Genomic DNA, 26277 nt, shown 5'->3' with positions numbered 1-26277 from the left:
CTTTGGATGAATTCTATTGTAATATCAATCCGATCATAAGCGAAATATCGGTTTTATATTTCTGTAATAAGTTTTACTTATTAAAAAAGGGAATTGGAGGATCGTTATGGAACTGCGGCAGCTCAAATATTTTGTCACTTTGGCCGAAGAACTTCACTTTGGACGGGCAGCCGATCGGGTGGGAATCGCCCAGCCTGCTCTTAGTCAGCAGATACGCCAACTCGAACAGGAGCTTGGCGGGGCCTTGTTTATCCGTACCAAACGTAGTGTTTCGCTGACAGCGGCCGGAAGTTTATTCTATGAGGAAGCCAGAAATTTGCTCCACCACGCGGAACGTGCCGTGGACAAGGTTAGGAGCGCATTTTCGGGGATGATCGGAGAACTCAGGATCGGATTCGTGGAATCCGCAACTTGGGACATTCTTCCTCAGGTCATTTCTGCGTACCGTCAAAGATATCCCGAAGTCCAAATCACACCATGCCATTTACATTCATCTTCCCAAATCGAAGCTCTGTTGGATGGCACGCTTAGCATCGGTATTACAGGCATTCCCGTGAACGAGCCACTTCTTATGTCATACTCCATCCGGAGCGAGCCTTTCTGGGTCGCACTCCCTCCCGAACATCCATTGGGTAACCGCCATACTGTGCATATCGGCGAATTAAGCAGGGAATCGTTTATTACTACCAACCGGGAAGTAGGAAAGGTTTATTACGATACCATGATTCAAGTATGCATGGAGGCAGGGTTCAGTCCAGCCATTGTTCAAACGGCCGACGAAATGCATACGTTGTTGTCGCTCGTTTCATCGGGTCTCGGCATTGCCCTGATTCATGAATCTGCCAGGCATCTGCGACCCGATCTCGCATATAAGCCTGTACTTGGAGTTAGCCAATCCGCATACAGGATGTCTTTTGTATGGAAAAAGGACCACATCTCTCCTCTTCTCCGAGGCTTCTTGGATACCATGCAAAAGCTCTACCCGCAGCAGGATCATTAATTTGGAAAAAAATAGTTTGCAGCGCTTTACATCGATAACTATTTTTGTTACAGTTTATTTGATGATATACAACTAATTCGGGAAAGGAAGTCGGAATAAATGAAAATTGCGATTATCGGTGCCGGAAATATCGGTGGAAATCTCGCCCGCCGCCTGACCAAACTCGGACATGAAGTGTCCATCGCCAATTCAAGAGGCCCACAAACTTTGGCTGCACTTGCCGAAGAAACGGGAGCAGCGCCCAAGGAAGTCACGGAAGTGGCGCAGGGTGCAGAAGTGGTCATTGTGACGATTCCTCAGAAAAACATTCCTGACCTTCCTGCCGGAATCCTCGAACATACTGCACCAAATGCCGTGATTATCGATACGGGGAACTATTACCCCCGCCAGCGCGACGGGCTCATCGCGGAAATTGAAGCAGGTCTGCCGGAGAGCCGCTGGGTGGAACAGCATCTGAAGCGGCCGGTGAATAAAGCTTTTAACGGCATATCCGCCCAAAATCTGCTGGAACGCGGCCTGCCGAAGGGCAGCCCTGGACGGTTGGCCCTGCCGGTGGCTGGAGACGTTCCCGCCTCTAAGCAGGTCGTGCTTGACCTGATTGAAGAACTTGGCTTTGACGCCATCGACGCCGGCGGACTGGATGAGTCCTGGCGCCAGCAGCCGGGTACGCCAAGCTACCGCGAGCACGACGCCGACAGCCTTCGCCAAGCGCTCGCGGAAGCCAGCCCCGAGCGCCCAGCGGAGTTTAGAGCTTAATCGGCATATAAACAGAACAAAAATCCCCTTAGTCTCCATTGTATGGAGAAAAGGGGATCTTTTCTTTATGCCGTGGTATCGGATTACCTTGCCGAAGATTATACAAACACTTTTTCAAAAGCCGGAAAGCCCGCTTCCCGTCCCGGATAGTTTACTTCGCCCCGCTGATCGTAGCCGAGACCCCGGTACAGCTTGAGAGCCGGCGCGTTCTTGGCGTATGTATCAAGCCGGATGCTCTTGTATCCATTCTCTTGGGCAAACTGTTCCGCAAAAGCAACCAGCTTACGTGCGATTCCTTGCCCCTGGGCCATCGGGTCCACCGCGATCCGGTGCATCATTAGATGCGGCCCTTCCGTCTCCGTCCAAGGGATCTTGTCATACTGCTCGTCTTGATGTTGATCAAGCACCATGATGCCAAGAATCCGTCCGTCGCCTTCCGCTGCGAACAGCGTCCCCCGGCTCAAGTCTTCCCCGATGACATCCCGGTTCGGATATTCGTCGTCCCATTGGTCGCTGCCGCCTTCCTGCATGACCTGAACGCATCTGGAGATCAATTGCATGATCTCTTCCATCTCATCTCTCCGGCCTGTTCGAATTTGAATATTCAAAGCTTGCACCATCCTCGTCCTATCGAAAATCTAACCTCAATGCTCATATCCGGCATAATCGATTTCGAGGAACTGGCTCACTTCCTGATCCCAACGGTCCCTCACAAATGCAACGTGCTGCGGATGAGCGTTATAGGCTTCATAATCCGCCCGGCTGTCAAACCTCATGGAAAAACCAAAGTCATATGTATTCTTGGGGCTGATTTCCCGGAATACTTGAAATTCCTTTACCGTAGGTATCGAGCTGAGTGCAGCCTTGCCGTCCTCCAGAAATCGCTGTTCAGCAGTCGAACCCTTCTCATGCTTCAGCGAAAAGATGACCGAATGGATGATTGCGCCGTCTTTCACGTTAACACTCCTTTTTTCATCGAAATGACAAACGAGTCTTTTACTATTATAAAGGCTAACCAAAGAGATGGACAGCTTCAAAGCGTCCCCGGTTCTTGGTTGTTCACAACCTTCACAGAGATCTGCAGCTGTCGCGCACCGCTAACCGATGACCCAATATGATATCGTCCGCTGTTCGCTTTTCCCCTGCAATGAACTGAAGCAGCGTTTCGACCGTCACCTCGCCCATGCGCTGAATAGGCTGCTCCATAGAGGTGATCCGGGGCCGGACGAGTTCCGTCATCTGGCTTCCGTCAAAGCCGATCACCGAAATATCGTCAGGAACCTTCAGGCCGTGATCGATGATGCAGTTGACTGCCCCGATCGCCATATCGTCGCTAACGGCAAAGACCGCCGTCGGTTTATGTTTGTAACGCAGGAACTCACCCATCAGTGCATAGCCGCTGTTCACCTTGTAATCACCGAAACGGACAAGTTCATGGACAAATTTAATTCCATGGTCCGCCAAAGCATTCCGGTACCCGCTGTACCGGTTTTGGCCGGAAGTCATATCACGCATGTCCCCGCCTATAAAAGCAATCTGCTTATGCCCGAGTCCGATTAAATATGTCGTTGCGTCATACGCTGCGGCATAATCGTCCACGATGACCGATACGAAGGATTGGTCCATCGGCTTCACGCTGGAGAAGATAACGGGAATTTTTAATTTCTCGATAAAATTCCGAATATCCTCATTGATCTTCTCGTGCATGATAATGATGCCTTCCACGCGCATTTCCTTGAAAATGTTCAGGTATTTGAACTCCTTGTCAATGTCCTCGCTAATATTGCAAACGAGCAGATTATAATGATTGGAGGCAGCGGTCTGCTCGATGGAGCTCAGAATGGTCGAATAAAAGCTGGAGGTCAGATCCGGCACGATGACCCCCAGCAGATTGGTTTTGTTCCTGACCAGGCTTCTGGCAATATGGCTGGGCGCATAACCCAGGTCTTCAATGGCCTGGTTGACGCGGTCCTTCAGTTCTTCCCTGACGTATTTTTCCCCGTTTAAAACACGGGAGACCGTTGTCGTAGAGACACCGGCCCGTTTGGCAACATCCTTGATTTTAACACTCATACCCATCTCATCCCTAACGCTGATTAATGAACAAGGGTTGTGAGAACGCCGCATAGCCTCCTTCAATATAGGCGCTGACGCGGACATACCCTTCGTCTCCCATACACGAATAAGTCACTTCCGTAATCCGTCCCGTTTCCTCATGCAGCACCCTGCCGTCTTTCCCAAACAAGGTCACATATTTATACATCCGGTCCAGCAGTTTGTTCGACTTCAGGCGGATGCTGATCTGACGATCATCGGTCTGAATCGATTCAAAACCGAAACCAGTGGAGACATAAAAACTGCCGCTTCGGATTGCGCTGAGAATGGACTGCTGCGAATTTTCTTCGGCAAGCACGACGTTCCAGGCCTGCTTCTCTTGTCCGTACACATGCGAATCGTCGTTTCCGAAGCCCCATACCCGCCGTCCCGCCGAAAGCATCGCGTCCCATTTATCAAACGCAATATCGTATTCGATGTTCCCGTCCCCGTTGTAAACCTCGATTCCGGTCACCCGCTCCATTTGCAGCATGTCCTCCAGATTCCAGTAATTCGAAAAATACCGGTTCGGGTGCACGAGAACGCAGATTCCGCCATTATCCAAGGTCACATCAGCAAGCCTCTGGTAATTTACAATCGAAAACTCGCTGCTGTAGCCCTCCAAAATGGAACGAGGGGGCGCAACGAGAAGCATGTGAGGCTCGCGGCTGCTGACCTCGATCGCTTCAAAAACCGTGGGGATGCTGCGTTCTCCATCCAAATCAGTAATTTTGTCATGATCCGAAATCGCGAGAAAATCATAATCGGCGTACATCCGATACACCGTTTCCAGTGGAAACCAGCCGTCGCTGTTATTGGTATGATTATGAAAGCTTCCGCGAAGCCACGTTCCTCTTTTATCATAAGGGTTTTCGATGCGCATGCCAAATCCTCCCTGGTTGATCATCTTTCTGCGGTTATTCCTTAATCGAACCGATCATAACGCCTTGGGCGAAGTACTTTTGAATAAACGGGTAAATGATGATGATCGGCGTTACGACAATGATGATCGTGGCCATCTTCATGGAATCGCCCGTTACCTGCATTTTCTCCAGCGCGTCATATTGATTCATGCCTGCGGCGGATTCCAGCTTGCTGCGCATCGCTTCTGCCCGCGTGAGCATCTCTTGCAGCAGTGTCGATAGCGGCCGCAATTTTGCCGAACGGACATAAAAAGCGCCCGTAAACCAGTCGTTCCAGTGACCGACGGCGTTAAACAGCGCGATGACGGCGATCACCGGCTTGCTGAGCGGCATGATGATCCGCATAAAGATGGCGAAGTCATTGTAGCCGTCCATCCGCGCAGACTCTTCCAGGCTGGGATGAATTTGCTGAAAGAACGTCCGCATGATTATCAGGTTCCAGGCGCTGTACAAGCTCGGGATAATATATACCCAGATCGTATTGGTCAAATGCAGCGATTTCAGCAGCATATAATACGGGATCATTCCCCCGCTGAACAGCATCGTAAAGAAGATCAGCAGCGTGAAAAAGCGTACTCCGGGCATCGTTCTGCTCTTCAGCGCATAGGCGCCCATCGCGGTCAGAAATACGCTAGCGACCGTGCCGACCACGGTTCGAAACAGCGAGATGCCGAAAGCCGTTACGATATTCGAGGAGGCGAACACCTCCTTGAAATTTTGGATCGACCATACCCGGGGCCAGAAGTAAATCCCGCCGCGCTCCGCATCCTTCCCTGCGTTGAAGGAGAGCGCCAATATGTTCAAAAACGGCAGGACGATGGACAGGCACAGCAGCGTGATCAGCAGGTAGATTACGAAGATATATACTCTTTCACCCAGCGGCGTCCGGTAAAATGGCTTCATCCGCATGATCCTCCCATCTAGAATTTCAAATGCGTTTTGGCGTCGGCATTTTTCTGCTTCAGCAGTTCAAGGAACGCCTGCAGTCCGGAGGCATCCAGCTGCTTGGAAGCGGAGTCCAGGATCTTCTTCGCCTCATCCAGGTTTTTTGCGTAATACGCCCGAATCAGACTGTCGTCATAATTTTCGAACGCCGCCTTTAGCTCGGTTCCCTGATCAAATTCTCCGATGAAAGATAAAGGTGTGTAGCCGTCCACAACATTCGCTTGCTTGCGTTTGTCATCCCAGCCCCAGTAATCGGCGATTTTCAACGCGCCTGCATTCACTTCCGGAGCAACCGCGTCGCCGTACTCCATTTCCCCGAAGTCGGCCATCCGGTCAATATCCGTCGATCCCAGCAGCTCACCCCAATAGTTGCCGACACCCGCAAAGCCAAGCTTCTTCGCTTCCTCAGGATTGCTTTGCTTCAAATCCAAAATATCCTTGTTGGCTAGAGGGTTCCCCTTGGCATCCAGGGTGTAATCCCTGCCTTCAATCCCGTATTGCCACAGCAGCTTTCCTTCCCGGCTTGCCAGGAAGTCCGCCAGCTTCATGATGTCTTCCGGATCTTTGGTCGTAGCCGGAATCGCCCAGGCCGAGTATCCGGATTTATAATCGACCTGCATTTGGTATGGACGGTCAACATAATTGATCGGTCCCAGCGGCAGGTAATGCATATCGCGGTTAAACTCCTGATAATTGTGCATATCTCCAATTATTCCCCACGTTCCATTCAGGGCGCCTTCCGTCGCCCGGCTTTCGTCCATCGTGAAAAATTCGGGATGCAGCAGTTTCTCGCTCAGGAGCTTCTGCACATACTCAACTTTTTTCAGTGCATATTCGGTCTGGCTTTCATGCAAAATGTTACCTCCTGCATCCTTATTGATCCGCTGGTCGGCGCTGCCCCACTCCAGGTCGTTAAACAAGGCGCCGACCTCCTTGCCTCCCCAGTAAGAAGGACCGATCGGAACGACGTCCTTGCCGTTCTTGTCCTTGAACCCGCCTGCCTTGATTTTTTGCGCCAGCTCATACAGCTTCTGGGTCGTATCAATCGTGCGCGGATCGACGTGCAGGGCGTCGGCAATATCCTTGCGGATATAAGGACCGCCGGCATATTTACGCGTCGAGTACCCGCCTTGTCTGGCGATGTTCATATGGACGAAATAGGACGATCCTCCGAACTCCGGCCGGAACATGACGCCATACTTCGTGTCAAGCGGAAGGTAGTCGTCCTGCAGATATTTGCTGTAGATCTTCGTTTCTTTCATCAGCGGCGTAAGGTCCGTAAACATTTGCTCTCTGGCCGCTTTCAGCACAACCTGCATTTCGGGCCGGCCGCTGTTGTTAAGATAGAACGTTATAAAATCAGGCAGGTCGTTCGACGCCAGCCCCGCAATGAGTCCGTCGATGGAATGGTCCGCCACCATGATTTCGATTTCCAGGTCGATGCCGGTCATCTCCTTCAGCTTGGCTTTGATCTCCGCATTCATATCCTCCGTGTAGTCATCCGTCCCCATAAAGACAAGCCCTTTTACTTTACGGTCCGCAATCCAGGTCGCAGGGTGATTTGCCGTACCCGTATCCTGATTAGCCGCCGTCGGTTCGCTGTTTGGACCGCTTGAATCATTTCCGCTGCACCCAACTAGAAGCATGGAGGCGATCAGCGGCATGGATAACATTTTGAACCACGTTTTCCCTTTCAGCATTTCGGCATCCCTCTTTTCAAATAATTGGTCAATGGCCTTTCCCCTGTCTTTACACGGATGCAATCATGGATGCAATATGGATGCATTATGGTTGCATTAATGTTGTTGCAAAGCATATGGTATCGCTACCATACCGATGTGTCAGAAACTCTTCTTGAGATACGGTTGGCAGTAACGACTAGGATCAATCCGATCAAGCCCTGCATTAATCCCACGGCCGTTGCATATCCGTATTGGCCGCCCTGAAGACCGATGCGAATGACATAAGTATCCAGAATTTCAGAGAGCTGCATGTTTCCCGGGGTTCTCAAGAGGTACAGCTGATCGAATCCGGCGGACAAAATATTACCCAGTGATAGAATGAACAAAATGAGGATCGTTGGACGGATGGAAGGGAGTGTGATGTACCAATGTTCCTTCCACTTGTTCGCCCCGTCGATTTTGGCCGCCTCGTACATATCCGGGTTGACGCCGGCGATCGCCGCCAGATAGATAATGGAGTCCCATCCGATCGTCTTCCATAAATGGCTGCCGAACATAATGGAATAGAAATAATTCGGTTCCATCATATAAAAGGTGCTTCCGTCCCCGCCGAAATAAGACACGACTTGGTTGAGCAATCCGTTATCCGGAGCTAGCAGGCGTTGGGCAAGCCCCACGACCACTACCCAGGACAAAAAATGCGGGAGATAGGCGATGCTCTGGGCGATGCTGCGAAAATAACGGTTGCGGATCTCGTTGAACATCAATGCCAGAAGGATCGGAAAAGGCAGGCCGATAAACAGCTTCATGCAGGAGATGATCAAAGTGTTCTTGATGAGCATTACGCTCTGATAATCATTGAAAAAACGCTCAAAGTACTTCAGACCGACCCACGGGCTTCCGAGGATTCCCGTATTGAACTTGTATTCCTTGAAGGCTAAGATCAGGCCGACCATCGGTATGTAGGAAAATATGATAAAAAAAGCGAGGCAAGGAAGCAGCATGATGTAGAGGTATTTATGCAGAAGAATGTTTTTCCATCGTTTGCCGGGTGTCTTTCCAGGTACAGCTGCTGTTTTCACCTGGGTTTGCATGGACTGGATCACCTTCTTTTTTGTGGATGATTGCTGATGAACCGAAGCGGTGTCTTGCATGCCGCCCCTCACTCTTAATCGATGTCATGATCGCATAATCCGTTTTCCTTGAGCAGAATCCCCCCTTTTTTATTAAGAATGGCTTCATTTCAGCTTTAATTGGAATATAGTCTCTCAAGATGAGGTGTAAATCAAAAATGGTTGCACTTTTTGTAAAATATTACATTTCTTCGGTTAAAACGAAAAGCCGTATCCCATCACGATTGCGATTGTTGGCATCGATATCTAAATCGTTATTCAGTGCATATGGTATCGATACCATATTAAGACTCTTCTCTTCTTCTTAAAGCTTAGTAACATAAACTTGAAGCGAAACGGGCTTTGGACTCTCCCCCTAGGAACTGTGTCGCAACCCTGGGATTGGAAATGTGAGGTAAGCGCTTTACCTTGAGGAAATTATAATCTACTCCGGTATGAAAGCGCAATCATTATTTTTGTAATAAAATGTCTATGTTTGTAAAATGGTTGGAACTGCCTCCTTAGTCGGGAAAATGCGATGGGATCATCGCGAGCACAAAGGGGATTCAACAACAAAAAAAGCGCCGTTACACGGCGCTGGTTGTTCCTCGGACCACGAGTTCCGGCAGCAGAACCAGGCGCTGCTTGGATGGCTTGCTTCCGTCGATTTCGCCTGTGATCAGCTGGACGATTTCTTTTCCCATTTGCTGAACGGGCTGGGCCACTGAAGTGAGCGGCGGATCGATAATCGTCGCCAGCACCGTGTTGTCAAAGCCGACGACCGAAACATCCTCAGGTACGCGCAGGCCAAGCTCCCGGGCAGCCTGCACGACTCCGATCGCCAGCAGATCGTTGCATCCGAAGATGGCGCTTGGCGGGTTGGAGCTGCTGAGCAGCTCCTTGGCTGTCGCCTTCCCTCCCTCGACATGAAACGGACTGACCGCCACCAAATTCTCGTCATAAGGGATTCCTGCTTCTTCAAGGGCTTTCCGGTAACCGCGAACCCGTTCCTTCGAGCTCATCACAGCCAAGTCCTCCGCAATCACGGCAATGTTCCGGTGTCCGAGCCCAGTCAAGTGAGACGCAGCCAGATAGCCGCCTAAGTAATCGTCCACGAGCACTGTATCCACTGCAAGCAGCGGCATTTCCCGCGCGATGACGGCAACCGGAAGCTTGTATTTCATCAGCTGCTTCATCATGGCGTCGTTGCGGGCGCCAGTGGCGATGATGATCCCGTCGGCGCTCTTTTGCCGGAGAACGTTGACATACCTTTCTTCACGGGTCAAATCGTTGTCCGTGCTGCAGATGACCAGACTGTATCCAAGCTCGTGGGCTTGATCTTCGATGCTGCGGGCCAGCTCGGCAAAAAACGGGTTCGCGATATCCGGGATCAGGAGTCCGAGCGAATAGGTCCTTTTCTTGGTCAAGGCGGATGCGACGACGCTCGGCTGGTAGTCGATCCGCTTCATCACGTCCTGCACATGCTTTCTTGTTTTGTCGCTGATCCGGCCGGTCTGGTTGATGACCTTGGATACCGTGGCTATGGACACGCCGGCTTCCCGGGCGATATCGTATATCGTCGCCACCCTCGTTCCCCCTTCCTTAACGCTGCTCTGTACTCTAAGTATAGGGAAAGTTCCAGTCTGTGGCAATTTGCTCCATGATCAATAGCGGGCCACAACCATTTTCTTGCGGGTGTAGAATTCCACCCCGTCCTTCCCGTTGGCGTGAAGGTCTCCGTAAAAGGATTTTTTGTAGCCGGAGAACGGAAAAAACGCCATGGGTGCCGGTACGCCTACATTGACCCCGAGCATGCCGGCGTCGATCGATTCCCTAAACTCTCGAATCGCTTTGGCACTGTCCGTATAGATACAGGCCCCGTTGGCAAACTCGGACTTGTTGGCAATCGCTACGGCTTCCTTGAGGCTGTTTACCCGGACGACCTGAAGTACAGGCGCAAAGATTTCGTCCGTCCAAATGTTCATGCCTGGAGCTGCGTGGTCAAAGATCGTTGGGCCAAGAAAATAACCTTCTGCGTTGGCCAAGGCATGATCCCTGCCGTCCAATACTAGCTGCGCCCCCTCCTGTACCCCCTTCTCAATATATCCAATGGTCCGGCTCTTATGGGAGTCCCGGATCACGGGTCCCAGGAAGGCATCCGGTTCCATACCGTCGCCTACGGGGATATTCTTGGCGGCTTCGGCCAGTCCGCTCACCAGCTCGTCGGCGATATCGCCGACGGCCACGACGACCGAGCAGGCCATACAGCGTTCGCCTGCGGAGCCGAAGGCCGCGCTCGTGATCTCTTTCACCGCGAGCTTGAGATCGGCATCCGGCATGACGATGGAATGGTTTTTTGCGCCTCCCAGCGCTTGTACCCGTTTACCGTGAGCCGCTGCCGTCTTGTACACGTACTCGGCCACAGGCTGGGAGCCGACAAATGAAATCGCCTTGACTTCTTCGTGCTCAAGCAGGCCGTTAACGACGTCATGCGCACCGTGAACGATGTTGAACACGCCGTCCGGGAGCCCGGCTTCCTGGAGCAGCTCCGCCAGCCGGTTCGCGAGCAGCGGCGTCCGTTCGGACGGCTTCAGCACGAAGGTGTTGCCGCATACGATCGCTAGCGGGAACATCCAGCTCGGCACCATCATCGGAAAGTTAAACGGCGTGATGCCGCCGACGACGCCGATCGGATAACGGTACATGGCCGACTCCAGTCCTGAGGCAATATCCGGCAGGTTGCTGCCCATCAGCAGCGTCGGAGCGCCGGCGGCGAACTCCACACATTCTATACCGCGCAGCACCTCGCCGTATGCTTCCTGGTAGCTCTTGCCGTTTTCCAGCGTAATCATCCGGGCGAGCTCTTCCCAGTGTTCCGTCAAAAGCTGCTGGAACTTGAACATGATCCGTGCCCGGCGCGGCACCGGAGTGCCGCTCCAGGACGGAAACGCCTCCGCCGCCGCGGATACGGCGCGGTTCAGATCATCCAGGGTGGATAAGGGGACGCGGGCGATCTCTTCCCCTGTGGCCGGATTATAGACCGGCTCCGATCTTCCTCCGCCCGAAGGAACCCACCGGCCCCCGACGTAGTTGTGAAGCTGTTGCACTTGATCCGTCATGTAGATACCTCCATCGTTTGGTCAGATTCCTTGCTGCACAAAGCGGTCGATCCGCTCCTGGATTTGCGAGGCTGTCGGCATCGCGTCGGAGCAGCTGTGGCTGGAGACCACGATCGATGCTGAGGCACTGCCGAACTGCTGGCACCGGTCGATACTCCATCCCTGCATCAGGCCGTAAATAAAGGCACCTGCAAAGGAGTCACCCGCGCCGAAGGTTTTCACCACCTGTGCCGGAAAAACGGCACCTACGTGCTTCTGTCCGTCCGCCGAAAATGCCGTCGACCCATCGCCGCCCCGTTTGACGACCACCAGCTTGGCCCGGTGCTTGAACCACTGCTTCGCGGTGGCTTCATCGTCCTGCATAAGCGGGCCGTCCAGCGCTTCGATCAGGTCGAACTCTTCGCGTCCGCCGATAATAATATCCGATTTCTCGGCGGCTAGACGGTAATACGTACCGATCTCATCGGCCGAGGTCCATGTATACGGACGGTAATCGATATCAAAAACAATGACGACTCCGTGTCTTATGGCCAGTTCCATCGCTTTGAAAGCCGCTTCTCTGGACGGGCTCTTTGCAAGGGCTGTACCTGAAATGAGCAGCGCTCTGGCACTTTGGATATAATCCTCGCTTACGTCGCCAGGCTCCAGTTTGAGGTCCGCTACGTTATCCCGGTACATCAGGATGCTGCAGTCCGTCGGCGACTTGATTTCCGTAAACGTGAGTCCCGTGACGCTGCCCGACCGGTCGACGATAACGTGCTTGGTGTCGATGCCTGCGTCCTGCAGGTACCGAGTGATGAAACGGCCGTGGGCGTCGTCGGACACCCTGCCGATGAAACCGGTTCGCAGCCCCAGCTTTGCCATGGCGATCGTAATGTTGGCCGGGGAGCCGCCGACGTATTTGGTAAAGGTGACCGTGTCCTCCATCGGGCGATGGATTTCGTTGGCGTTCAGATCGATGCACAGCCGGCCCAGCCCGATAAAGTCCAGGGAACGATGGTCTGGAAATGAAATCGTGGTCAACGCTTAGGCACCTCCTGTCCCGGGGTCATCAGCCATTCATGCTGAGGGTCGTTATGGAACTTCCAGGTGCGCACCGGCCCGGCCATGACGTTAAGGTAATACACATCGTACCCGGGAGGCGCCGACACCGGATGGTAACCGCAGGGAACGAGGACGGCGTCCCCGCTCTTCACGGCCAGCGTTTCATTCAGCGACAGGTCGTCGGTATATACGCGCTGCAGGGCAAACCCCTGACCCGGGGACACCTTGTGATAATAGGTTTCTTCCAGCAGGGACTCATGCGGGAGATCGAGTTGGTCATGCTTATGCGGAGGATAGCTTGACCAGTGCCCGGCCGGCGTAAAGACTTCCACGACGAGCAGACTTTCCGCTTCCTCCTGCTCCGGCAAAATATTGCGGACGGTCCGCTCCGTATAACCGGAGCCCCGCTGCTCCACCCCGATCTTCTCCGGCGGGATGAGCCTTGCTTCGAGCCGCCCTTGGCCGGGAGCGCTGCACACGGCCACCTCCGTCAAGGTAACGGCTTCCAGCCGGAAACGGTCGTCCGCAGGAACGTATACCGCATAAGGGGCAAGCGGCTCAAACACGCTCATCCGGCGGCCGATCCGCTCATAGTTTTGTCCGCCTGCTTCCACATTCGCCAGCCCGCTGAGCAGCACGAGGCAGACTTCACGGTCTCCCGTCTCCTGCTCGATCGTTTGACCGGGTTCCAGCCGGTACGCTTCAAAACCTACGTACTCCCACCCCGCCGATTCGGGCGTGATGCTGAGCAATCTGCCGTTCTCGTCCGGCTCTCCGCCGGGAACGATAAGCTTGGACATGTTCCTTCCTCCTTTCAGGCATTCAATTCCTGAACAATTTGAGCGAGATATTGCTTGGACTTGCTGGCATATTCATAAGGATTCGCTTGGCCGGGATCCTGCTCCGCCTCCAGAATCATCCAGTCGTCATAACCATGCCGCACGAAGCTGCGTAAAATCGGCGCAAAGTCGATGCATCCGTCGCCTGGTACGGTAAACACACCCTGGATTACCGCTTGCTGAAAAGGGATCCCCTCCCTTTTCACCCGCTCCAGCACATCGTTCCGGACATCCTTCAAATGAACGTAGGCAACTCGATCTGCATAGCGTTCATACAGCTCCAGCGGGTCGGATCCGCCGTAATAGGCATGCCCCGTATCCAGCAGCAAATGAACCAGCTCGGGATCCGTCGTCTCCATCAGCCTTTGAATTTCATCCGGCCGTTCGACCACAGTTCCTATGTGATAGTGGTAGACGAGCTTCATTCCGTTTCGTTTGCAGATTTCACCGGCCTGATGCAGCCCCTCGACCATGTGGTTCCATTCCTCGTCCGTCAGGGGATGCACGTCCTGCACGCCTTTCGGTCTTCTCGGGTCGCCGATGATCGAACCCCCAAGCTCGCAGGTGACGACATGGCGGCTGCCCATCGACTTTAAAAATTCAACATGCTGCCGGTACGATTCCAGCTCGGACGCCCTGCGGCGCGGCTCGGAGAACAAGACGCCCTTCCACTGAGAAGCCATCTGGAGTCCATGCTCAGCCAATGCCTTCTTGAGAACGGCTGCGTCCTTCGGGAATTTCCGGCTGTTTTCCGTTCCGGTGAACCCCAGCTGCGTGAAATCCCGCATCAAGTCGTCGAACGTATAATGGTCGCCCAGTTCAAGCACATCTTCATTAACCCAATTGATCGGTGAAATGCCCAATTTAATCGATCGGATATCCGTCATCTACGTCGTAACCTCCCTTTGGACTTAAATTTTCAGCGCCTGCTTCACATGTTCGTTCATCGTTTCCCTCGCGGCCCGCACTTTATCGCTGGTCGACACTTCCGGAACATCCACCCTCCACCAGGATTCGTATCCGCCCGACTGGGTGCCCGGCAGCACCTTGATTTCGATCAGTGTAGAGCCCTTCTCCTCCCCGGCCTGCCGGAGGGCTTCCTTCAGCTCATCCACACTGGTGGCGGAAAATGCCTTGATTCCCATGCTTCGCGCATGGGCCGCATAGTCGACCGGCACATAGTCCCCCGTCAGGCGCCCCGTTTCCGGGCTGCGCAGACGGAATTCGTTGCCGAAGCCGTCGCTCCCATTTTCACGCTGCAGGCTGTGTATGCACTGGAATCCGTGATTGTCCAGCAGGATCACGTTCACCTTTACACCTTCCTGAATGCTGGTTAAAATCTCGGAATGAAGCATGAGGTAGCTTCCGTCGCCGACGAGCGCATAGACTTCCTTGTCCGGTTCAGCGAGCTTCACGCCGAAGGCCCCGGCAATTTCGTACCCCATGCAGGAAAAGCCATATTCCATGTGATAGGATTTGGGCGCTTCCGATCTCCACAGCCGGTGTAAATCGCCCGGAAGACTCCCGGACGCCGCTACGATTACTTCGTTTGCCATGGAACGGTTCAGTTCACCGAGCACGCGGGTTTGCGCCAAGCCTTCTTCCGACTCCAAGCCGTACAGCCTGTCGACCTCCCGGGTCCATTCGGCTTTCAGTTTGGCAAGCTCTGGTCCGTTATGAGCAGACTTGTAGCTCCTTGCCTGGAGTGCGGAGGTTAATTCTTTTAATCCCGCTCCAGCATCCGCCACCACCTGGCACGCATTCAGCTTTGACGCGTCAAAACCGCTCACATTGATATGGATGAATTCTGCTTCGGGACTCGTAAAAGCGGTTTTGGACGCGGTCGGAAAATCCCCCAGCCGGGTTCCCACACAAATGACGGCATCCGCTTCTCTGGCAAGCCGGTTCGCGGCAAGGGATCCGGTCGCGCCGATCGCTCCCATATTCAGCGGATGGTCCCATGGGATTGCGCTCTTCCCCGCCTGAGTCTCGGCCACGGGAATGCCGAACGCTTCCGCGAACTGCCGCAGCTCTTCATAGGCCAAGGAATAATGAACGCCGCCGCCGGCGATCAGGATCGGCTTTTGCTTGCGCGAAATCAGCTCCGCCGCCCGCTCGATCGCTGCTTGGCTTGCCGGCTTGCGGTCAAGGTAATGCACCCTTTTCCGGAAAAAATCCTCAGGATAATCGTACGCCTCTGTCTGCACGTCCTGCGGCAGGCAGATGGTGACCGCGCCGGTTTCCGCCGGGTCAGTCAGTACGCGCATCGCCTGGATCATCGAGCTCATCAGCTGTTCGGGACGCGTAATCCGGTCCCAGTACCGGCTGACCGGTTTGAAGGCATCGTTGACGGACACGGTATAATCCATCGGATGCTCCAGCTGCTGCAGGACCGGGTCCGGCTGCCGGCAGGCGAAAATATCGCCTGGAAGCAGCAGCACGGGTATCCGGTTGACCGTCGCCGTCGCGGCGGCCGTGACCATATTCAGCGCCCCCGGGCCAATGGAGGAAGTACAGGCGAAGATTTCCAGCCGGTTCTTCTGCTTCGCGTACGCAACGGCGGCATGCGTCATGCCCTGCTCATTTTTTCCCTGGATAAACCTGAGGCTGCCCGGCTCCCGCTCCAATGCTTCGCCGATGCCCAGTACATTGCCGTGACCGAAAATACCCATGACTCCCTTAACGAACTTGTGCTCCTTTCCGTCCAGCTGCACATACTGCTGGTCCAGGAAGCGGAGCAAGGCCTGAGCCATCGTTAATCGAAGTACGCCCATTCATAACCATCCTTTCGCGGAATATTTCATTAGGTTAATCGCTTACCCTAAAGACAAACAAAAACCTCATGATGTAGACATCGAATACTCGGACAAGCTGACGGGTCTCTTCTCCAGCCATGATTTCTTGGCCGCATCCGCCAGCAGCTCCGCCTGATACCCGTCCTCTCCGCTGACTGGTACGTTCTCATTGTTCACGATCGCTTTGATAAAGCTCTCGATTTCATGCCGGTACGCCGCTTCATAACGTTCCAGGAAAAAATGCTTCGGCTTATCCCGGTACACGCCGCCGGCCGTGCTGATTTCCGCCGAGTTCGGAAAATCGTTCTGCACGTTGACCTGGCCCAGCGAGCCGAAAACTTCCACGCGCTGATCGTACCCATAGGCAGCCTGCCTCGAGTTGTCGATGACACCGATCGCACCGTTCCGGAATCTCAGCATGATGACCGCCGTGTCCACGTCTCCGAGCTCTCCGATGACCGGATCCACCAGGACTGCCCCTTGGACATACACCTCATCCACTTCGCTGCCGCTTAAAAACCGGGCCATGTCAAAATCGTGAATCGCCATGTCCATAAACAGCCCGCCGGATACTTTGATGTAGTCATGCGGAGGGGGGCTGGGGTCGCGCGAAGTGATCTTGATCAGATGGGGATCTCCAATCTGGCCGGAAGCGACGATCTCCCTGACTCTGCGGAAATTCGGGTCAAATCTGCGGTTGAAGCCAAGCTGAAATTTGACGCCGCTGTCGGAAGCGGCTTGCAGCGCAAGGCGGGTTCCCCGGACATCGAAGGAGATCGGCTTTTCGCAGAAAATGTGCTTGCCCGCCTTGGCGGAGCGCTCGATCATGTCAATATGGGTATTGGTCGACGTGCAAATAAAAACGGCATCGATGCCCGGATCACTGATGATCTGTTCCGCATCCTGGGTCAGCAAAGGGATCCCCAGCCCATTGGCCCATGCCCTGGCATGATCGATCTGCAGGTCTGCAATCGCTTTCACATTAACCTGAGGATGATTAAGCAGATTTTCGGTATGCAGCCTTCCGATCCTCCCTGCTCCGATCACGCCGATATTCAGTTGTTTACTCATGGACATTCCACCTTGTTCTCACGATATCATTTCAATGAATCATTTAGGGTAACCGCTTTCCTTGATCGGATTATAACACCGCACCGGACCTTTGCAAACCCTTTTTTGTTATTTAATACCACATTTTTTTGCCGCTCGCTATACGATTGCCTCTTTACGCTGCTTCGTGTCAGGTCATCAGATAACGGTTTCCATGACATATATATGAGTTTCCGCAAGTTAACATTCTATTTCCAGCCAATTGGAAAACCAAAAAAAGCGGCCTGCCGCAAACGGCAAGACCGCAAAACATCCCATACCGCATCCCGTACGGCATGGACATCAGGCTGTTATTGAATGACCCCGGTATCGATAATGGACACCTGAACCTGGGTATGAAACTGAACGTTACGGTACTCCTTGTTCCAATCGATCCGCTTCCACAATTTGGGATGATAAGCCATCAGCTGCCGGCCTACCCCAAAAATATCGCAGTTCGCCTGCTGCAGTTCCCGCACGACCTCCCTGGCTTCCTCGGTCATGATGGACGACAGCTCCTTGTTCACTCGCGTCACTGCTTTATCATCCAGCAGCTGCGGTCCGGTGAATTCCTCGATGACCGCCTGAAGCTTGAGGCTCAGCGTTACGTGAACATCGCCGTTCCGGGCGACGCTTACGTGAAACTCACGCTTCCTCTTCTTATTGCCGACATTGTAGCTGATCGATCCGCGAATCGGCTTGGTTGTATCCAGATTCACGGTTTTGGTAAACCGGGCATTGCCTCCCGATTTTCCTTTCATCAGAACCAGCATGATCGACTGATCCTTGCCTAGCGATCCGCTAAAGCTCTGATCGTGGAACAAGGCGACGCCTTTGGCAACGATCTCGGAGCCTTGTACCCCGATGTAAGGCAGCGCGAAATCCTGGCCTGGATCCGTCAAGGAACGGAAAACCGTATTCACAGTCTCCGGCGGGTAGAACAGGCTCATTTTCTCCAAGCTGCTGATTTTCTGCGACAGAAATTCGCCGATTTGCAGCTCTCCTATTTTTTTCTTTCCGATAATCTCTGAGGCGTCATTCTCCGTCACGATCAACCGAACGTCAGAAGAAGGGTTTCGAGGATCCCTGAAATTGACGTCCATCGGTGCCTTGAGCCCTTCTTCGGCCAAAGATTTGCCGATCAGCTGCACGCTGTTCTTGATCACCCGCATATTCCCTCTTACGCGAGCCCGGAGGATGTTGCTCGCCCCGCGTGTTGACAAACCCACTGCCGAATGAATTTCATTTGTCGTGGAGCTCTGTTCGGTTTTCGGGGGAATGATTAGCTCAACGGTTTCCTTGATCTTATGATCCTTGGTCAGATCAAAACCTGCGCTGTAGGCCAAATTCAAGTCTTTCAAATACTCCCGGTCCCAGCATCCGGTCAGCAGCGCCGTGCTCAGACCCAGCATGGCGCAGCAAAGTGCCCCGCGGCATCGTTTCATACGGTTCCACCCGCTTTCTTTTTGACAAATAAAGAGAACAGCATTAGCAGGAAGGGAAGGCCCGCAATGAACACGTACGCGGCATATTCGGAAATCTTGTTGATGCGCTCAATCGCCATCGGCGTGGTCGGCAGCAGAGCGATAAAAAAAAAGGCTACTTTAACCCATAGGTCAAAAATATGGTGATCCTTCTTTTTAAACAGGACCGCAAGCCCGTCCGTTGCTGCGTAGCAATAACTGGCGATGGAACATACCAAGGTAATCGACCAAATCGACAAGAACAGAATATCCGCCCGGTCGATGATGTAAAAATTCAGCGACTTGACCAGGTAAATGACAGGTTCCGGGATCATCGCCAGCTGCGTCTGGTTAAACACCATGAGACAGGTGCACACGACAAACACGTAGAACAGTGTAACGAACAGATTTGACAAGCTGATCATTTTCAATTTCTTGGCGTCAGATGCATCAATGAACGGATAGATGATCAGGAACATTTCGAACCCGTACATCGAAATCGTCGTATCCTTGGTTCCCTTCAGGATGTTGATCAGGCCTGCTTCGGTTAGCGGCAGCATGTATTCGATCCGTGCCTGTGTCAGGCCGTAGCTGACAAAAATGATCAAAGGAATGAACAGCATGGACGATAGACTGTAAAACCGGGCCAAAACCGTGAGCTTTTCCTTGGCCAGGTAATACGTCATGATACAGAACAGGAGCAGTACCACCCATTTGGGGGTGGATTGCAGAATCCAGCGCTGGAGTACCATGTAGGCATTGAGCAAAACATTGCTGCCCAGCAAAATAAAATATCCGACGTAGCATGCGATCAGCAGCCTGCCAATAACCGGTCCGCCAAGCCGGAAACAGATCTGAAAAAGGTTCATCCCGGGAAACTTACGCAGAAGAACCCACATCATCAAAATGATGATTTCGGTAATCGCTCCGGCGATCACAACCGATATGCCCCCGCCGCCTTTTGCCGTCTTACTAAGTTCATAGGGAATCGATAGCACGCCGACTCCGATTTGGGCTTGGATAATGAACAAAAACAGCTGTCTCGGGGACATCTTTTTTTCAGCCTGTTCCACCTTGTCCATCCCTCCCGGATCGTGTCAACTGATGTTAGTTGTGCTTTTTCTCGCCATGCCTGCCGCGGATCGTCCAGATCGGAAACCGAAGAAATGCATCCTTGAAGCCCTTAATTTTCAATGGGGCCAGCGGCGACAGGTAAGGCTTCCCGAACGACTCCAGCTTGCACAGATGAATGAACAGGATCGTTAGTCCGAAAGCAATGCCGATAAAACCGAAAATGGATGCGCATATCATCAGGGGAAACCGCAATATCCGGATCGCCGAGCTCATCTCATTGGACGGTATCAAAAATGACGAAATCGCGGTTAAAGCCACAACGATAATCATCGTATACGACACGAAACCCGCCTTGACGATCGCATCTCCGATGACCAGACCCCCGACAATGCCGATCGTTTGCCCTACTCGGCTTGGCAGCCTGAGCCCTGCCTCCCTCAGCAATTCAAAGATCAGCTCGAGCAGCATCGCTTCAACGAGCGGGGGATACGGTACCCGGGTCAATGAACCCTGCACAGTAAAGAACAGCTGAATGGGCAAAACATTCGAATGAAACGCTACGATGGCGATATAGAATGCCGGCAGCTGAAAGGCGGTGATGAAGCTGAGCAGCCGGATAAACCGCACAAACGATGCGATCATCCAACGGTTGCTGTAATCGTCAGGGGTTTGATAAAAGCAGAAAAAGCTCACCGGGACGATCAAGGCCGTCGGATCCCCTTCGAGCATAATGACCACATGTCCGTCCAGTAAATACGCGCCCGTATGGTCGGGCCGTTCCGTATTCAAAAACTGGGGAAAGATCGAAAACGGCTGATCCTCCATGAATTCTTGGATAAAGCCGGTCGAAATGACGGAATCGAGCGTGATGCCCTTCAGCCTGCCTTCCACTTTTTTGACTACGGCAGGGTCCGCCAGGTTATTCATGTACATTACCGCTACTTTGCGTGGAGCCGTACTGCCTATATTGTGATAATGCACCTTCAGGTCCGTCGAGCTGATCTGCTGGCGGATCTGATACAAATTGACCGTTAAATCCTCGATAAAACCGTTGTGTGCCCCGCGGATAATGCCTTCGTTCTCCGGCTCCGTAATGCTGCGTTCGTACTTGGCCGGCGTGGTCAAAACGTAGAACTGCTTCATGTCATCCTGGGTAAAAAACAAGCAATTGCCCGACAAAAGGGATTGCGTGCCCTTATCAAGCTTGTGTTCGGTCTCGAGCCGCAGCGTCAGGAAAAGCTGGGACAAGTCCTCATCTCCTCCCTGCCGCAGCGGGCGGATGACGTTGCGCTCGATCAGGATTGGGTCCACCGTAGATTCCAGATATACCAGCGCCGAAGATTGTCCACGGTAAGTTAGGTGCCTGACCTTCAGATCGTCGGTGTGACACAGCTTGTCCCGGATGTATGAAATGTTCCCGTCAAGCGAAGGATAGATCGTTTGCTCTGGTGAGGTCACAGCCTGCCCTCCTGCCATAACTAGTTAGACTGCGGTTAATTTCCCCCATCCCATGTAAAATTATTCCCAACCAATCCTGAACCTTCCAATCCAAAAAAACCGCTGGCCTTCACGGCAGCGGTTCGTCGAATTCAAGTTTTATTGTAATTGGCGGGCTGAAGTCATTTGAGAGGATCCTGGTCCCGCCAAATGGTTCTTCCGTCACGAGTTACATACGACATCCGCCGGTCCACTTGGACTTCAATTAGGCCGTTCCCCTTCAAAGTCAGGCTGCCGCTGCCTTCCACCTTCGGATATCCGGGCGCGGCTGCACCGCTAGAATCGATCAAAAAGGTTTCCTGCCCATCCGCGACCGATGCCAGACCATCTTGATAGGCCGACACGCGGGTATACGCAAAGTCTGTCAGTAGCCTGCCTTCCCAATCCGCAATCGCATAGTTCAAGCCGATAGACGGCTGCCCCGGATTCACGGCGTGTGCGAGTGCCAGCCTTTCCTCACCGAGATCACGAATCTCGTCATATTCAGGTGGAACGACGAATTGACCTGATTCATCGATGACGCCGTATCTCTTCGTGCCGCCCTCCCCCATGTTCACGATCGCCCGCTGACGGCGGAAGGGGGACGCCGAGGTAAAAGCAGGCTGTATACGGACTTGGCCGCGCAGATCGATATAGCCGTATTTTCCGCCGGCCTGCTGCTGACAAACGAGCAATCCGCCGCCGGGAGGACCGGCATACTCAAACTCATATTCATATAGACTGCGGCCGTCCAGCCCGATTAGCGCGTATGCACCATCCTTCATTTTGACCCAGGCTCTTCCACTGCCAAAATCGCCGGCTTCCTCATATCTTGCCGGGATGATCTCGTATCCCTGGGAATCCAGATAGCCGTAACGGCCGATATGTACCGTTTCCCCCGGATGGCCCTCTCCACGAAATACGGACCTGCCTTCCCGCATATCGGCGATATACGAGTACCCGCATTTCGTTACCACCTTACCTTGTTCATCGATCAGCTTGCAGACGCCGCCGTCCGTGACGACGGCCCGGTGTTCTGAAAACGGTGAAATCGAATCATACACCGGGGCAACGACCCACATCCCGGCTTGATCGATCAATCCGTATTTTCCTCGTTCCCGGACAATGGCAAGGCCGTTCTTCTGAAATTCCGCCGCCTCTTCGTATCTGGCCGGAAGTACCATCGTACCGCTCGTGTTGATATACCCCCACCGAAGCCCTTCGGCAGTCAGGGCCGAAAACCGCAGCAGCTCCGCCACGCGGGGCAGCTGCAGGATCTTCCTCTCCAGCGTCAAAAGGGTTTCCCTGGAAGGATACGGCTGGGCAAATCCTAAGGCTCTTCGTACCGAATGCAGTGCCGCCTGCGGGATACCGGCCCGATACTGCGCCTCGGCAAGATAGTACCAGTAGAACGGATAATCCGGATAGGATTCGGTCATCCGTTCATAGTAGCGGGCTACTTCAGGGTAATAGGCGGGGTAAACATCTTCTGCCGGGTGAAAACTCCCGTCCCGCCAGCGCAGCACCTCCGTCCGGTAGGCTTCGCCCGTATCGTGGATCCAGAGTGAGAGCTCGGATCTGCCGTCTGGACCTCCAGGGCCCGGCCAATCCGCCACGTCAATATAGCTGTAGCTCATTTCTGCAGGCGCCACATCCGTCAAACCATACTCCGTCCACTCATACACGGACAGCTTCGACCAAATGGAACCGATCTGCCAGCCTACGAGCAGGTTGTTCCGCCCAGGCTTGGTTACCGGTGCAGCGGTCAAGAACGTGACTCCATAGCCTGGGCCTTGGATCCTGGCCATCGTTCTCCATGCCCCTTCGCTGTACTGGAGCACAAGCAAGTACAACGCATCATTCAACCGGTAGACGGCGGATATCTCCGGGACCCGATCCCCAGTTAAATCTTCGGCAATCACGGCAGGTTGTCCGGCTGGAGTATTCATCGTAACCAGCTCAGCCCCTTCCGGCAGGTGCGTGCTGACCAGCTGTACCGGACTTTGCGGTTCATTTTCGTTCATCCGTATCCTCCCTCTCTCTTTGCTTTTGCCTAATGGTATGCCGAGAGCGGGAAGATATGCCAGGACTGAGACAGAAAGCCGGCGAACTTGTTCTTTATCATATCCCCGACATTGATGATATTACAAAGAAAGCCTAGCCCATATCGGGTTAGGCTTGTTATTTTGGTTCGGTTCTCTTCGAAGAATCAAATTATTGATGAAGCAGTGCGCACGAATAGAGCTGCGTCAAGGACGCTGTCCTAACCGGTCCTAGGCAGTTCTTGCTACCTGCCATGCCAGAATCCGATCCCTCCGAAAGGTTCTTGGGGCACCTGTCTTCAGGCATACTGCCCTGACGGTGTTCCCGCGCATCTCTTTCACTTCGATTTTACGCTGTGTAATGTTACCGGCCTGGTCTAAATAAACGATCTCCACGGTTTGCCCAACATATTTTTCTGACATAACAGACCCTCCTAACCGAACGTATGTTTTTATTATATACGAACACCCGTTCCTTATACCATGTAAATTTTACCCATTTATATCGAATTTCGCTGTCCAGGCCGGAAGGGTTTTATGAACCTAAAAAAAAATTTCATCATCGGGTAACATTTCGATAATATGTCAGCTTCACGGAAGGGATTTGAGGGGAATTTAGCGAAAAATGTAGTATCATTCTTTTTCAAAAATCATGTGCTGGATCGAAAAAAGTGTTGACGCATCTGTCGTTGCGGCATGCTGCGAGCGCAAGGAGGATGCAAAATTTCTAAGGAGCTGTTCAACCATGGATAAAATTATTCGTAAAATTGAAGAGCTTCGGTTGGAATTGAATAAACTGTCCGTATGCAGATGTCTCACCGATCCGGAGCTGATCAAGGCCAGTCAGAAATTAGACCGGGCATTAAACGACTACAACAAATTTTTAAAAGAAAACATGTAACCCAAAGAGGACCTGCTGATCCTGTCAGCAGGTCCTCATCCTGTTCTGCATCTGTGCAAGATGTTATGTGCCTGACCGGAAGCCATCGTACATCCGGGCTGCCGTCTCTCTTGCCTGTATCGCCGACAGATGCAGCCTCTCCTCCGTACCGCCATAACCAATCTCCTCTTTACCGGTTTGCAGTTCCCTGAATACCGAGTCGGCAAACTCGTCAAGAGGCGCGCCGAAGGTATGAAGTCCCGCCCCGCCAAGATCGGTGTTGACCGCAGGCGGCAGCACTTCGATCACCTTGGCGTTCGTTTGAGCCAGCTGAATCCGGAGACTAACGGTAAAGGAATGGATCGCGGCCTTGGTAGAGCTGTAAATCGGAACCCAGGCTCCCGGCGTAATGGACAATCCTGAGGTGACATTGACGATGACCGGATCTGGTTGCTTTAGCAAGTGCGGCATAAACAACAGCGTTAAATGAATCGGCGCATCTACATTAGTTGAAATTTCCTGACGGTAATACTCCCACTCTTTCTCCGCTTCGAGCAAATGAACCCGCTGCTGAATGCCTGCATTATTGATGAGAACGTTCAAACCAGGAAATTCGGACGTCACCTTACGGAACAATTCAAGCCGGTGGGACTCCACAGACAGGTCACATGCCACCGTATGTATATCCGGATAACGTTCCTTTAGCTCTTGAAGCTTGTCTGCGCGGCGCCCGCAAATGATCACGGTGTTACCCGCCTGAACGAACCGCTCCGCCAAGGCCAGCCCGATTCCGGATGCGCCGCCGGTAATGAGTATCGTATTTCCGCTAATCTTCACTTCTCCTTCACTCCCGTTGGATAAATTAGTTCACGATGATAAGATGTCCAATCTCCGCTCGATTCCATGTATCAGTAAATTTGACGAAAGCTTCAGGCTGATAAGCATCACGTCATCGATAAATGCTTCAATTTATTGTAAGATAACGATAGGTAAAAAGAAAATCGGACTGATTTTACATGAAGGAGATATCAACATTGAGTGCACCAAACCCATATCATTTTAAAGACTTAGGAGACCTCGGACGAGCTGCCCTGAAGGCAGATTGCGAGAAATGCTTCGGCCTGTGCTGCGTTTCCCTTCCTTTTGCCGCCTCATCCGACTTTGCCATGGACAAGCAGGCGGGAGAGCCCTGCCGCCATCTGCAATCCGATTTCCGCTGCGGTATTCATAACAGCCTGCGCCAAAAGGGATTTCGCGGATGTACCGTTTATGACTGTTTCGGGGCCGGACAAAAAGTTTCCCAGTTTACTTATAGCGGCATAGACTGGCGCCAAGCGCCGGAGACGGCGAAGCAAATGTTCGAAGTGTTTCCCGTCATGCGTCAGCTGCACGAGCTTCTGGCCTATTTAAGCGAAGCGCTAAGCCATGCAGACGCCCACCTGATCCACGAGGAGCTTAGAACGCAGCTGCACGAAACGCAGCGTCTCACCGAACTTCCGCCAGAAGAAATATTGAAGCTGGATATTCCCGCTCACCGGGCCGAAGTAAACCTTCTGCTCCTTAAGACCAGTGAACTCGTTCGGGAGGAGGCACGCCGACGTTACAAGGGACCGTCTTCTCGTAAGAACCTGAAGGGACGCGGGGCGGATCTGATCGGTGCCAAGCTGAAAGGCGCCGATCTCAAATTCCAGAGCTTTAGAGGCGCATATTTGATCGCGGCCGACCTTCGGGACGCAGACCTCCGGATCACGGATCTGATCGGCGCCGACTTCCGGGACGCCGACATCCGCGGCGCGGACTTGAGCGGAAGCCTTTTTCTGACCCAGTTCCAGATCAATGCCGCCAAAGGGAACGCAGCTACTAAAATTCCAGCACATTTGGAGCGACCTTTTCACTGGACCTAGCGCCTGCCAACAGTGCATAAAATAAAACAACCGCTGGAAC

The 26277-nt window shown here is 53.0% G+C and carries 24 protein-coding genes; 4 read left to right on the top strand and 20 right to left on the bottom strand.

Annotated elements, in window-relative coordinates:
- Positions 1-106: 106 nt before the first annotated feature.
- On the top strand, positions 107-1000 hold the full coding sequence (locus ABID47_RS16880; RefSeq protein WP_354498376.1) for a LysR family transcriptional regulator: 894 nt from the start codon (positions 107-109) through the stop codon (positions 998-1000).
- Positions 1001-1099: 99 nt separating this feature from the next.
- Positions 1100-1756 carry an NADPH-dependent F420 reductase gene (locus ABID47_RS16875; RefSeq protein WP_354498374.1) on the top strand — a complete coding sequence of 219 codons (657 nt, stop codon included), beginning with the start codon at positions 1100-1102 and terminating at the stop codon, positions 1754-1756.
- A gap of 98 nt (positions 1757-1854) precedes the next feature.
- Here ABID47_RS16875 and ABID47_RS16870 read toward each other — a convergent pair whose 3' ends face one another.
- From ABID47_RS16870 to ABID47_RS16780, 19 genes are all read right to left on the bottom strand, one after another.
- Positions 1855-2364, bottom strand: coding sequence for a GNAT family N-acetyltransferase (locus tag ABID47_RS16870; RefSeq protein WP_116230767.1), 510 nt, complete (start codon positions 2362-2364; stop codon positions 1855-1857).
- 36 nt (positions 2365-2400) lie between these two features.
- Positions 2401-2712, bottom strand: coding sequence for a Dabb family protein (locus tag ABID47_RS16865; protein WP_354498371.1), 312 nt, complete (start codon positions 2710-2712; stop codon positions 2401-2403).
- A 112-nt stretch (positions 2713-2824) separates the two neighbouring features.
- Entirely contained in the window at positions 2825-3829 is a 1005-nt protein-coding gene (locus tag ABID47_RS16860) for a LacI family DNA-binding transcriptional regulator (RefSeq protein WP_354498369.1), read from the bottom strand.
- A 13-nt stretch (positions 3830-3842) separates the two neighbouring features.
- Positions 3843-4733: a CehA/McbA family metallohydrolase gene (locus ABID47_RS16855; RefSeq protein ID WP_354498367.1), complete on the bottom strand. Its 891-nt coding sequence runs from the start codon at positions 4731-4733 to the stop codon at positions 3843-3845.
- Between the two features lie 34 nt (positions 4734-4767).
- Entirely contained in the window at positions 4768-5676 is a 909-nt protein-coding gene (locus ABID47_RS16850) for a carbohydrate ABC transporter permease (RefSeq protein ID WP_354498365.1), read from the bottom strand.
- Positions 5677-5693: 17 nt separating this feature from the next.
- The gene (locus ABID47_RS16845) at positions 5694-7418 is read right to left on the bottom strand and encodes an extracellular solute-binding protein (protein ID WP_354498363.1); all 1725 of its coding nucleotides are present in this window, start codon (positions 7416-7418) and stop codon (positions 5694-5696) included.
- 125 nt (positions 7419-7543) lie between these two features.
- Complete coding sequence (locus tag ABID47_RS16840) at positions 7544-8494, bottom strand: ABC transporter permease (protein WP_163873756.1); 951 nt, start codon at positions 8492-8494, stop codon at positions 7544-7546.
- Between the two features lie 605 nt (positions 8495-9099).
- The gene (locus ABID47_RS16835; RefSeq protein ID WP_354498360.1) at positions 9100-10098 is read right to left on the bottom strand and encodes a LacI family DNA-binding transcriptional regulator; all 999 of its coding nucleotides are present in this window, start codon (positions 10096-10098) and stop codon (positions 9100-9102) included.
- A gap of 78 nt (positions 10099-10176) precedes the next feature.
- Entirely contained in the window at positions 10177-11631 is a 1455-nt protein-coding gene (locus ABID47_RS16830) for a CoA-acylating methylmalonate-semialdehyde dehydrogenase (protein ID WP_354498359.1), read from the bottom strand.
- A 21-nt stretch (positions 11632-11652) separates the two neighbouring features.
- Positions 11653-12654: a 5-dehydro-2-deoxygluconokinase gene (iolC, locus tag ABID47_RS16825; RefSeq protein ID WP_354498357.1), complete on the bottom strand. Its 1002-nt coding sequence runs from the start codon at positions 12652-12654 to the stop codon at positions 11653-11655.
- Positions 12651-13475 (bottom strand): 5-deoxy-glucuronate isomerase, encoded by an 825-nt coding sequence (gene iolB, locus ABID47_RS16820; RefSeq protein WP_354498355.1) that lies wholly within the window; start codon positions 13473-13475, stop codon positions 12651-12653. Before iolB ends, iolC begins: the two co-directional genes overlap by 4 nt.
- Before the next feature lie 14 nt (positions 13476-13489).
- Entirely contained in the window at positions 13490-14401 is a 912-nt protein-coding gene (gene iolE / locus ABID47_RS16815; RefSeq protein WP_354498353.1) for a myo-inosose-2 dehydratase, read from the bottom strand.
- Positions 14402-14425: 24 nt separating this feature from the next.
- Positions 14426-16288, bottom strand: coding sequence for a 3D-(3,5/4)-trihydroxycyclohexane-1,2-dione acylhydrolase (decyclizing) (iolD, locus tag ABID47_RS16810; protein WP_354498351.1), 1863 nt, complete (start codon positions 16286-16288; stop codon positions 14426-14428).
- Positions 16289-16354: 66 nt separating this feature from the next.
- The gene (gene iolG / locus ABID47_RS16805) at positions 16355-17380 is read right to left on the bottom strand and encodes an inositol 2-dehydrogenase (protein WP_354498349.1); all 1026 of its coding nucleotides are present in this window, start codon (positions 17378-17380) and stop codon (positions 16355-16357) included.
- A 329-nt stretch (positions 17381-17709) separates the two neighbouring features.
- Positions 17710-18843 carry a Ger(x)C family spore germination protein gene (locus ABID47_RS16800; protein WP_354498347.1) on the bottom strand — a complete coding sequence of 378 codons (1134 nt, stop codon included), beginning with the start codon at positions 18841-18843 and terminating at the stop codon, positions 17710-17712.
- Positions 18840-19934: a GerAB/ArcD/ProY family transporter gene (locus ABID47_RS16795; RefSeq protein ID WP_354498345.1), complete on the bottom strand. Its 1095-nt coding sequence runs from the start codon at positions 19932-19934 to the stop codon at positions 18840-18842. The genes ABID47_RS16800 and ABID47_RS16795 overlap by 4 nt, the downstream gene beginning before the upstream one ends.
- 34 nt (positions 19935-19968) lie before the next feature.
- Positions 19969-21393, bottom strand: coding sequence for a spore germination protein (locus ABID47_RS16790; RefSeq protein WP_354498343.1), 1425 nt, complete (start codon positions 21391-21393; stop codon positions 19969-19971).
- Between the two features lie 161 nt (positions 21394-21554).
- Complete coding sequence (locus ABID47_RS16785) at positions 21555-23435, bottom strand: WG repeat-containing protein (protein WP_354498341.1); 1881 nt, start codon at positions 23433-23435, stop codon at positions 21555-21557.
- Between the two features lie 249 nt (positions 23436-23684).
- Entirely contained in the window at positions 23685-23876 is a 192-nt protein-coding gene (locus tag ABID47_RS16780; RefSeq protein WP_105443220.1) for a hypothetical protein, read from the bottom strand.
- 322 nt (positions 23877-24198) lie between these two features.
- Here ABID47_RS16780 and ABID47_RS16775 point away from each other — a divergent pair, with 322 nt between their 5' ends.
- On the top strand, positions 24199-24354 hold the full coding sequence (locus ABID47_RS16775; protein WP_145946142.1) for an aspartyl-phosphate phosphatase Spo0E family protein: 156 nt from the start codon (positions 24199-24201) through the stop codon (positions 24352-24354).
- A 63-nt stretch (positions 24355-24417) separates the two neighbouring features.
- On the opposite strand, the gene ABID47_RS16770 is transcribed toward ABID47_RS16775, so the two are convergent.
- The gene (locus ABID47_RS16770) at positions 24418-25170 is read right to left on the bottom strand and encodes an SDR family oxidoreductase (protein WP_354498338.1); all 753 of its coding nucleotides are present in this window, start codon (positions 25168-25170) and stop codon (positions 24418-24420) included.
- A gap of 197 nt (positions 25171-25367) precedes the next feature.
- Between ABID47_RS16770 and ABID47_RS16765 the strand changes: the two genes are divergently transcribed.
- A complete protein-coding gene (locus ABID47_RS16765) occupies positions 25368-26237 on the top strand; it encodes a pentapeptide repeat-containing protein (RefSeq protein ID WP_354498336.1) in 870 nt (289 codons plus the stop codon).
- Positions 26238-26277 lie beyond the last annotated feature (40 nt).

Source organism: Paenibacillus favisporus (assembly GCF_040545415.1).
GTDB lineage: Bacteria > Bacillota > Bacilli > Paenibacillales > Paenibacillaceae > Paenibacillus_AQ > Paenibacillus_AQ favisporus.
The sequence above is the reverse complement of the archived record's forward strand: the minus strand, read 5'-3'. Positions and strand labels throughout refer to the sequence as shown.

Excerpts from the sequence above, each read along its gene's own strand:
- ABID47_RS16855 (WP_354498367.1), bottom strand. The coding sequence starts at position 4,733 with ATGCGCATCGAAAACCCTTATGATAAAAGAGGAACGTGGCTTCGCGGA.
- ABID47_RS16845 (WP_354498363.1), bottom strand. The coding sequence starts at position 7,418 with ATGCTGAAAGGGAAAACGTGGTTCAAAATGTTATCCATGCCGCTGATC.
- ABID47_RS16800 (WP_354498347.1), bottom strand. The coding sequence starts at position 18,843 with ATGAAACGATGCCGCGGGGCACTTTGCTGCGCCATGCTGGGTCTGAGC.
- ABID47_RS16860 (WP_354498369.1), bottom strand. The coding sequence starts at position 3,829 with ATGAGTGTTAAAATCAAGGATGTTGCCAAACGGGCCGGTGTCTCTACG.
- ABID47_RS16850 (WP_354498365.1), bottom strand. The coding sequence starts at position 5,676 with ATGAAGCCATTTTACCGGACGCCGCTGGGTGAAAGAGTATATATCTTC.
- ABID47_RS16875 (WP_354498374.1), top strand. The coding sequence starts at position 1,100 with ATGAAAATTGCGATTATCGGTGCCGGAAATATCGGTGGAAATCTCGCC.
- iolE (WP_354498353.1), bottom strand. The coding sequence starts at position 14,401 with ATGACGGATATCCGATCGATTAAATTGGGCATTTCACCGATCAATTGG.
- ABID47_RS16880 (WP_354498376.1), top strand. The coding sequence starts at position 107 with ATGGAACTGCGGCAGCTCAAATATTTTGTCACTTTGGCCGAAGAACTT.
- ABID47_RS16830 (WP_354498359.1), bottom strand. The coding sequence starts at position 11,631 with ATGACGGATCAAGTGCAACAGCTTCACAACTACGTCGGGGGCCGGTGG.
- ABID47_RS16785 (WP_354498341.1), bottom strand. The coding sequence starts at position 23,435 with ATGAACGAAAATGAACCGCAAAGTCCGGTACAGCTGGTCAGCACGCAC.
- iolD (WP_354498351.1), bottom strand. The coding sequence starts at position 16,288 with ATGGGCGTACTTCGATTAACGATGGCTCAGGCCTTGCTCCGCTTCCTG.
- ABID47_RS16840 (WP_163873756.1), bottom strand. The coding sequence starts at position 8,494 with ATGCAAACCCAGGTGAAAACAGCAGCTGTACCTGGAAAGACACCCGGC.
- iolG (WP_354498349.1), bottom strand. The coding sequence starts at position 17,380 with ATGAGTAAACAACTGAATATCGGCGTGATCGGAGCAGGGAGGATCGGA.
- iolB (WP_354498355.1), bottom strand. The coding sequence starts at position 13,475 with ATGTCCAAGCTTATCGTTCCCGGCGGAGAGCCGGACGAGAACGGCAGA.
- ABID47_RS16775 (WP_145946142.1), top strand. The coding sequence starts at position 24,199 with ATGGATAAAATTATTCGTAAAATTGAAGAGCTTCGGTTGGAATTGAAT.
- ABID47_RS16780 (WP_105443220.1), bottom strand. The coding sequence starts at position 23,876 with ATGTCAGAAAAATATGTTGGGCAAACCGTGGAGATCGTTTATTTAGAC.